Source organism: Lentilactobacillus senioris DSM 24302 = JCM 17472 (assembly GCF_001436555.1).
Lineage (GTDB): Bacteria > Bacillota > Bacilli > Lactobacillales > Lactobacillaceae > Lentilactobacillus > Lentilactobacillus senioris.
The window spans coordinates 1-8,288 of the sequence record NZ_AYZR01000002.1; the positions used below are offsets into that span (position 1 = coordinate 1).

Annotated in this window: 9 protein-coding genes; 1 reads left to right on the top strand and 8 read right to left on the bottom strand. The window is 32.4% G+C overall.

The window, feature by feature from the left end; all coding sequences use genetic code 11:
- Window positions 1–321: 321 nt before the first annotated feature.
- The 7 genes from FC56_RS00310 to FC56_RS00335 all read right to left on the bottom strand — a co-directional run bounded on the left by FC56_RS00310 (window position 322) and on the right by FC56_RS00335 (window position 6,723).
- Window positions 322–1,221 (bottom strand): hypothetical protein, encoded by a 900-nt coding sequence (locus FC56_RS00310; protein WP_056977210.1) that lies wholly within the window; start codon window positions 1,219–1,221, stop codon window positions 322–324.
- Window positions 1,221–1,748, bottom strand: a complete 528-nt coding sequence (locus tag FC56_RS00315) for a RusA family crossover junction endodeoxyribonuclease (protein ID WP_056977213.1) — start codon at window positions 1,746–1,748, stop codon at window positions 1,221–1,223. Before FC56_RS00315 ends, FC56_RS00310 begins: the two co-directional genes overlap by 1 nt.
- A gap of 3 nt (window positions 1,749–1,751) precedes the next feature.
- Window positions 1,752–2,099, bottom strand: a complete 348-nt coding sequence (locus FC56_RS00320; RefSeq protein ID WP_054672072.1) for a helix-turn-helix domain-containing protein — start codon at window positions 2,097–2,099, stop codon at window positions 1,752–1,754.
- A 477-nt stretch (window positions 2,100–2,576) separates the two neighbouring features.
- Entirely contained in the window at window positions 2,577–2,699 is a 123-nt protein-coding gene (locus FC56_RS08240; protein ID WP_263862239.1) for a hypothetical protein, read from the bottom strand.
- Between the two features lie 782 nt (window positions 2,700–3,481).
- Window positions 3,482–4,729, bottom strand: coding sequence for a hypothetical protein (locus tag FC56_RS00325; RefSeq protein WP_054672066.1), 1,248 nt, complete (start codon window positions 4,727–4,729; stop codon window positions 3,482–3,484).
- Between the two features lie 446 nt (window positions 4,730–5,175).
- The gene (locus FC56_RS00330; protein ID WP_056977215.1) at window positions 5,176–5,703 is read right to left on the bottom strand and encodes a hypothetical protein; all 528 of its coding nucleotides are present in this window, start codon (window positions 5,701–5,703) and stop codon (window positions 5,176–5,178) included.
- A gap of 327 nt (window positions 5,704–6,030) precedes the next feature.
- Window positions 6,031–6,723, bottom strand: coding sequence for a hypothetical protein (locus FC56_RS00335; protein ID WP_056977217.1), 693 nt, complete (start codon window positions 6,721–6,723; stop codon window positions 6,031–6,033).
- Window positions 6,724–6,976: 253 nt separating this feature from the next.
- Between FC56_RS00335 and FC56_RS00340 the strand changes: the two genes are divergently transcribed.
- Window positions 6,977–7,516 carry a helix-turn-helix domain-containing protein gene (locus tag FC56_RS00340; RefSeq protein WP_056977219.1) on the top strand — a complete coding sequence of 180 codons (540 nt, stop codon included), beginning with the start codon at window positions 6,977–6,979 and terminating at the stop codon, window positions 7,514–7,516.
- On the opposite strand, the gene FC56_RS00345 is transcribed toward FC56_RS00340, so the two are convergent.
- The gene (locus tag FC56_RS00345) at window positions 7,506–7,832 is read right to left on the bottom strand and encodes a hypothetical protein (protein WP_054672086.1); all 327 of its coding nucleotides are present in this window, start codon (window positions 7,830–7,832) and stop codon (window positions 7,506–7,508) included. The genes FC56_RS00340 and FC56_RS00345 overlap by 11 nt on opposite strands.
- Window positions 7,833–8,288: the final 456 nt, after the last annotated feature.

The following is an 8,288-nucleotide window of genomic DNA, read 5'->3' on the forward strand; positions in this document are numbered from 1 at the left end:
ACCATAGATAGACAGTCCTATTCATTATATAATGAATAGGACTGTCTATCTATGGTTCATTTTTTGAACATTAATGATAAAATAAATGATATATAGTTCATTTTTTGAACCAAAATATGATAATTTTCTATATTCTATATTTTATATTTTATATAAAAATATTTTTACAAATTTAATTTTATTCAAAATATAAATCATAAATATATTGTTAATTATTAACTTATATTTATTGTCAAAAATACTTATGTATAGCGTTTTGAATGATATTTTTAGCAATAAAAAAAGCTATATACAATTTATGTATATATAGCTTTTTTAGTGTTAAATAGGGTCGTGAGTTGGGGCGACTGAAACGTATCCACAGCGATTAGTACTAATTCGTTGCCATCTATTTCCAGTAATTTGCCAGTACTTTTTGTTAAATATATCGACAGCTTCTTCATTAGCTGCGATTAATTCGTTATAACGTGAATCGAAAGCTCGCTGACCTCGGTCTTCACTAATATCATGAGCTATTTTTTTAGCAATTTGAAATGGCTTGATAAATATATTGAGATAATAACGGTTCCTTAAACGTCCTAAAACACCTCTCATTTGCGTTTTAAGCTGTTCTACTCGTTCTCGGTTGTAATTATCGGGAACTGGTTCTAAATGTGGTACATCGATGTCTAAACGATCTAAAGTGTCGTTCCAAATGTAAATATCAGAATTAATGGTGCTAATATCTAAATCTTTTGCATGTTTAACGTCTAGAATCATTGATTCCGTGCGTTCAATTCGATTATTTAGAATTTGAGTATCACCGCTTTGGTCTACCAAATCTTTGAGAGTATTTTGATACATTGCTAACGCTTCTTCAAGATTAGCTAGTTGCTCTTGGGGACTATTGGATTTTAAGCCCAAATCCATGTCGTAATAACTTTCAATTCGGTCGATAAATTTCCATGCTGACTCTAACTCTTGGTCTTCTGTAAGAGATAAAGCACGCTCGGCATACTGAACAATGGCTTCCATTTCTTCAACTTCGTCATTTTTTTTAGTGTTCATAGAATTTTTTATAGGTTCAAAAGACCTAGATAACATACGCTTGCGATTCCTAAACCAGGCAACCACGCTAGAGAAATTAGCTTTTTCGCTAGACATTTGACGAGCTAATTCAGCTAACTCGTTAAAGTCATTTTTATTTGCTAAAGCATTCCCTCGGATTTCGTCAAAATTCATTAGCTAATCGCCTCCAATCCAAGATTACGAACGATTAATGTAAAACCTTCTGGTGATTCTTCGGTTGCTTTTAGTTTTAACATTTCAGTATGAACGACCCGGCTATCGTCAATTCTTTGTTTGAAATGAGGAATATCATTACCAAATTCATCATGAATTGGATTGCCGTTTTTGTCGGTTTCAATGCCATCTAAAACTTGATTGACTTTACTTTGGAAAAGACTGTCGATAATACCTTTAAATAAATTATCAATATCAGGACGCAACGTGTAAAAAGGGTTATCATTAGGGTTCTTTACGCTAAAACGAAAAACGATTTTAACGGATAATCCATAGGGGATTTTCTTTTTATCAAATAAATTAACTAGCTCCGGATCTTCAGCAAAACCATTAAAAAATTCAATTAATTTTTGCTTATATTCCGCGTACTTAGGAGGGTTGTAAATATAATAATGCCCTTGGTTGGAAAACCTAGCACGAGGACGTTCTGCCGGCTGTGGTCTACCCAAATAACTGACTTTAAACATACTCTATTCCTCAACCTTGCTAATCAAGTCATTTATACGTTTTTTAGCCACTTTAGTTTGCTTCTTAGATAATTTACCAGCCTTTGTTGATTCGTCCTTAGGAAGCAAAATATCGGCATTGTAGACGTCCAATAATTTATTTAAAGTCTTTAATTTTAGTTCATCAAAAGGGCGCTCTGGATTTTGTTCAAAAGATTGATACAACTTATTGCGTGAAATGCCAATTGCTTCGACTAAATCACGCTGATTAATGTGTCTATCCTTTGAACCAATCCATGACTTTAATAATTTGGTTTGTTTATCTGACAATAACCCGTTAGGTGCGATTTTATAGTATTTAACCTTTGCCATTTTAGTGCCCTCCTAAGTGTTGCTCTTGGTTAATATTATGAACCAAAATAAGCTAAAAATCAACTATCTATTCATATATGAAATGCATTTTTTACACTTACGCTGATTTATAAGGGAAGTATTCATAGAACACTTTTTTCTTGAATCACAAAATATATTAACGTGACATGCGAGTTGCACTGAAAATCATCATTGGATAAACTAAATAGCGTTGCTCGAACCTTTCTGTCAATACAGAAAGGAGGTGCTTATTATGCTATATCTTCTCCAGTTAGCTGGCTCAATTCTTGCCGGTGTGTTAATCCATATGATTAACAAATGGCTTGACCGGCATTAATTGCGAAGAGCAACCCAACGCCATATGCAACAAAAAAGGGAACCCCTGCATGGGTTCCCTTTTTCTGTGCAAATTATGCTATATCTTCTTCACCGATATTCTAACACAGTTCTATTTTTTAGTTAATAATGCGGGCTTAATCAGTCACGATCCAATGCTTCTAGCGCTTCTTCAACAGAATCAAATACTTCAACATCACCGTTTTTGTACTCTTCAATAGATTTTAAAGTATCTCTGTTTAAATCATATTCCAAATTGTCCATTCTAAATCCTCCAAATAAACAAAAAGGGTCCCAACCATGAATTGGGGCCCTTTTTCGTTAGCTAGAACTCTAGACTATCCTAACTAACTTGGGGAGCTACCCCAAATACTAGGTGCACTAAACTTGCGAACGACTTAATTATAACACGTTGCCTTTTTTTGCTGTTCTGCTGCTACTAAAGATTAAATCTAACAATCGACGAGAATTGAAGCCGTCTGTCAACGGTAGCGGACGAGCGAAGCGTGGGAGCATAAGGAGTTGACAGATATAGTTAAAACACCGTCTGTGACGGGAAACAAAGCAATTTGTTTCCCTGCCACGTGGCGAACGGGGGGAGTTTTCAAGAGGGGAACGCCTCTTGAAAGAGAGTGCTTTAAAAAAGGGCAAAGATAAAACTTCTTTGCTAGCTATATAATTAGCTCAAATGTATCTATACCAAGGATTGAAGTCCAGGGCAAAAATTTGTTACCTTTGCGCCCTTAACGCCCCTTTTTTGCCCTAAATTAGGGCATTAAGGGGCATAAAAAAAATATTATTGCCCTTTCTTTGCCCCTAAAAATATTCAGGAATATCAACGTTATGTAATACATAGGGCAAAAGGGCAATATGGGGTAGGGATATATGAACAGTACAAATCACTAAAATATAGTGTAAACCACTGGTGTTAAAGCATTAATCGATATTACAGAATTTCAAAAAATACGTGTGTAGAAAGCTAAACCCTAAATTCTTTGCCCTTTTTGCCCTAAAAAAAACATTCGAATAAAATCGAATGTTTTTTTCTATTTAGCATCGTTAAATTTTGGCTTAATTCCAACATAAAAACGAATTCCCATGCTCTTTTTTTCTTTGATGTTTTGGCTCTTTAAAAACTTTTTTATGTCTTTAGGCTTAATACCGTTCTTTGTAAAGCCATAATATGAGTGTAATTCTGCTTGTCTCATTCTATCGTTGTCATCATTAGTTATTATTGCTGTTTGTTCAAATTCATATTTTATTAATTCGTCTTTATCACTGGTTTGGTTTTCTAGTAATTCTTGCGTTTTCTCAAAGTATTTTTGAGGCATTATCCAATCTGGTTCATAGTAAGCAATTATTAAATTCAATATTCCACTTGCTTCATTTTCTAACTTTTCGGTCAAATTTAAATCCATTTGTGTTTTGTCAATCGAGTTTTCAAATTCAAATGTTGCAATTCGTCGCAATATTGCAGGGTCGGCTTCACTTAGTAATGGCATATAATTGCTGTCGAGTGTCAGAACACCTGAAATATGTGCGTGTGAAGTGATATTTGATCCTTTAATTTCATATGGGACAATAGCATTTGGCTTGCTAGTAATTTCTTTTAGTAGCGCGTGATCAAGCATGGTTCCCTCATTCAGTTCACTAGCAAAAAAGTACCTTGCCCTATTCATGTCTCCAATTGCAGGATTGAAACGACGGTCTTTTCGGTAGTTTAATGCTGTTGTTTGGATTTTGGATGCATAGCTTCCTAAAGCGTGAGAGATTGCTGTTTGTAAGGTTGTTTTTCCATCGTTACCTTTGCCATGAAAAATAACAAAAAACTTTTGATTGTTATCGTGAAAAACGGCATAAGCAATCATGTGTAACAGGTCTGTTGCCATGTCAGGGTTATTATCCGAATTCAGACCGTCTAAAAATCTTTCAAAATTAGGTGCTGTTGCGTTGGGGTTAAATTCAGTAACTTCTTGCTGAAAGAATCTTCCATTACGAGGTTCAAGTTTTCCTGAGTCGATGTTAAAAACGCCTTTTGGAGTATTTAAAAGCTTTTTTGACCATTCATATGGCAAAACTTCTATAAGGTTATTAACGTACGTTTTAACGTCTCTTAATAGACGCGCTGTACCTCTGTCACCTAAATATGTAACTACACCTTTACTAGCGTTTTTGGGTATTGATGTTAGAGATTTTAGGTATTTTCTTGCATACATTAACTCTGGAGAAATTCCATTCTCATCTGTTTTAAGTTGAATGACTCTATTTGTTTGTTTTTTGTCGTTTGCTACCATTTGGTGCTCCTTTTCCGAATCTTTCATACAAAAAAGCCACGAAAAATTCTTTTTATTTTTCGCGGTCAGCACCATTTTTTTATTTTTTCAGTTCAATTGTTTTTAGTATTTAAGTATCAGATTTTACTGTGCAAAAAGTTCCACGTATATATACTATTGCCTTGTTTTTATAGTCTTGATACTTGATATAATACCCGCTTGAAGGTATTATTAGAGCTGTAAATTGTTGTGGTGCTAACCACCTATAAAGAATATCACGTTGCTAATGATATTGCCACTAACCCTGCTAGGTTAATGGAATTGCGATTGCTACTCGCGAGCTAACTGACGTCTATTTCTGAAATAGTCGTCTTTTTTTGTTTTTAAATTTAAACAAAAAACTTTACCTATTTTGAATTGGTAAAGTTTTTTTGATTTTAACCTATTATTTATTGTGTTACATATTTTTATTTCCAAAACTCCCACCATGATTTTTTTTGATTTTCTGATTTCTCTTTTTTTTCAACGATTTCTTCTTTTACATCGCTAAAGTGAGAACTTTCAGTGCTCTTCATCGGATTGATATTATTTGTGTGTATCAATAACTGTATTTCTTCTATTCTGTTTTCTAGTTTTGCTTGTCGGCCCTGTGCGTATTGAAGTGATTTGTTTAGTTCTTTTATTTGATCGTCCTTGATACTCAATTGTTTTTTATCAAAAGTATGTTGTTCTTTTAACTGATTTATTAAGCCTATGTAGTTTTTATTATTATTGTCATTAACCGATTCATTTTCTGACTTTTTTTTGTTTGGTTTTGGGCGACGGATGTATTGTTTTATATGCTTTTGAGCTGATTCATCGTAGTATTTTGTTTGCCCATCTAAATACTGTTCGTGAATAGATAATGTTTGAATCGCTCTATAAACGGTTGCCTTTGAAACCCCAATTTCATTAGCTATTTCACTCATTTTTTTATTATCATTTTGCTGTTTCATTTACGTTTCACACTCCCTTGAATCGGTTGAATCACTGTAGTATATCATAGTCAATGATCTGAATTTAATGGAATAAGATAATAAAAACAGGAATCTATTTAGGATTCCTGTTTTTATCAAACTCGTGGTTAACGTTGATTATTATTTTTTTAAAAAAAGTATTTGGCCTATTAATAAAGGCGTGATGATAATCCAAAACATGTTTAAATTATTCCGTGTTAAAAAAAATGTCAAAATAAATACTATCGCAATAAAACACTCAATTAGTAATGTTTTTTTCTTTTTCATCTGCCTTTATCTCCTATTAATACTTTTCTTTTATCATAATTATTGCCAGTGAACGTTTGATACTCCGAGGCCATGGTGAGCTGCAGCTTGAAAGTAGTTGTAGTCAAAACGGATTCCTGCAGGTGCTTTTGAAGAAGCAAATCCAAGAATAACGCATGCAGCTGCTAAAGCTCTGTTAGGTACGAAAACTCCTGCTAATCCAAAAGTAAGTGTTCCGCCATCTCTAAGTGCTGATTTACTTACCCATACTCTAGCATAATTCCATCTGACAGAAATTTTGGTTACACCCGCATGGTGTTTTGACGCCTTGTATGTTTGAATAGTAACGTGACCGTTGTTAATTCCATCTTGTTCTTGTGAAATTAGAATGTCTACAGTTTTTTCGTTTTTTGATACTGAAATTTTATTGTTTTTAATGTTTGATTCTGTATTCACTTTTGCAAGCAGGTCGTTTGTTTTGCTAATTTGATTTTTAATAAGATCAATGTCTTTTGAATTAAATTGTGTATATGCTTGTTCAGACAATGCATATGTACCATTTTCTTGCAAGCTAACGTATTTATCTGCTTTTTCAAACAGGCTTGTTGTGTCAGTAGTGTTTACGTCCTTTGTTTTATTAGAAACAGTTTGCAAGTTATTATCTGATGCAAACGATGTTATTGATGGGGCAATTGATGTGCTCATTGTTAGAGTCACGGCTGCAATTGTCATTAATGTGATTTTTTTCTTCATAATTAAACCTCTTCTTTTTATGATTATGATTTTTGAATCGATCCAAATGATATTCAATACGTCTATTGAATGGTTACATCGTCGCATTTTTAACAATTTAAGATAAGAACCTATTGGTTGCTTTTTAAAGATGCAACCATTAGGCTCTCAATTTATACGTAAAAAGTCTTGTTTGTAAGTTAAAATAAATAATTTCGTTTTACTATTTATATGATATTATTTCTTTTCAGTAATTAAAAAACATAATAAAGGAGTGATATTTATCGATAACGGATTAGCAATACAGTTAAAAGAGGCTAGAAGTAATACCGGTTATTCTCAAAATGATGTGGCCACAATTCTTCACATTACTAGACAATCGGTTTCAAAATGGGAACGTGGAATAGTATATCCGGATCTTGATAACCTTATTCGTTTAAGTGACATTTATAAGGTTTCGATTGATGATCTAGTAAATAAGAATTCTGAGTTGAAGTCTCAAATTAAGTTAAATAATAAAAAAATAAAGGAGCAAAAAGAAAAGCTGGGAAAAGTGAATACCCAACTCTATCAAAATACCAATGAAGGTATTTTTTTACTTATTCTTGTTTTAGCTTCTGCTGTGGTTCCACCTATAGGAGTAGTATTACCAATATATGTTATGTGGAGGAATACAAAATATAATTCATTCCATAAAACTATTTATATTGCAAGTATCGTTGTTGTTTTGATTAGCTTGTGGGGGACAGCGATATTTATTAATGATAATTGGTTAGAACCAACACATACCGAAATTTATAGAGTTAATGAGTAACAAGTAACTTACCACCCTTAAATTTAATTGATATGTTTTCATGGTATGCTAACGATGCCAAATGACGTGTGAATTTTATATTTGCTGTATTTTTGCTTAAATAATATATTTTTTTATTTGTTATTGACCATATTGATGACTTGATTTCAAGATTTTTAATTTGTTTTAATGATTTACCACTTGTTACAACATCACATTCCATTTTCCAGGATCCTATACTTGATTGATGAACGTGTAATGTTGCAGCGTGTGCAGATGCATTGAATGAAATACTTATAGCAACGGTTGCGATTGTTCTTAATAATGTTTTTTTCATAAAGTAACCTCCAAATTGAAGATTACTTTTCGGATGTAAATTGTATAAGAACCTAGTGGGTTGCATGCTGTAACTCCCTAGGTTCCCTTATATATATATGGCATTTGCAATAATTTGACTCTCTTATGAGTTTGAATAAAAAACAGCTATTAAATAAATAGCTGTTTTTTATTCAAACTACTTTGCGATAACTATTTTTTATTATTATCGTTATTGTTATCAAATTTGTTAGAGTAAATAACTATAAAATAACAATAATAATAAAATTTATTTATGTTATTATTCATATAAATGTTTGTTCTTTTATATTTTTTGGAAATTTATAGTTTAGAAAATATATTTTTGGTTATTTTTTTGAACCATAAATAATAAATCCTTAAAAATATGGTTCATTTTTTTAACCAAATATCTCGATACCTATTCATTATATAATGAATAGGTATCGAGATATTTGGT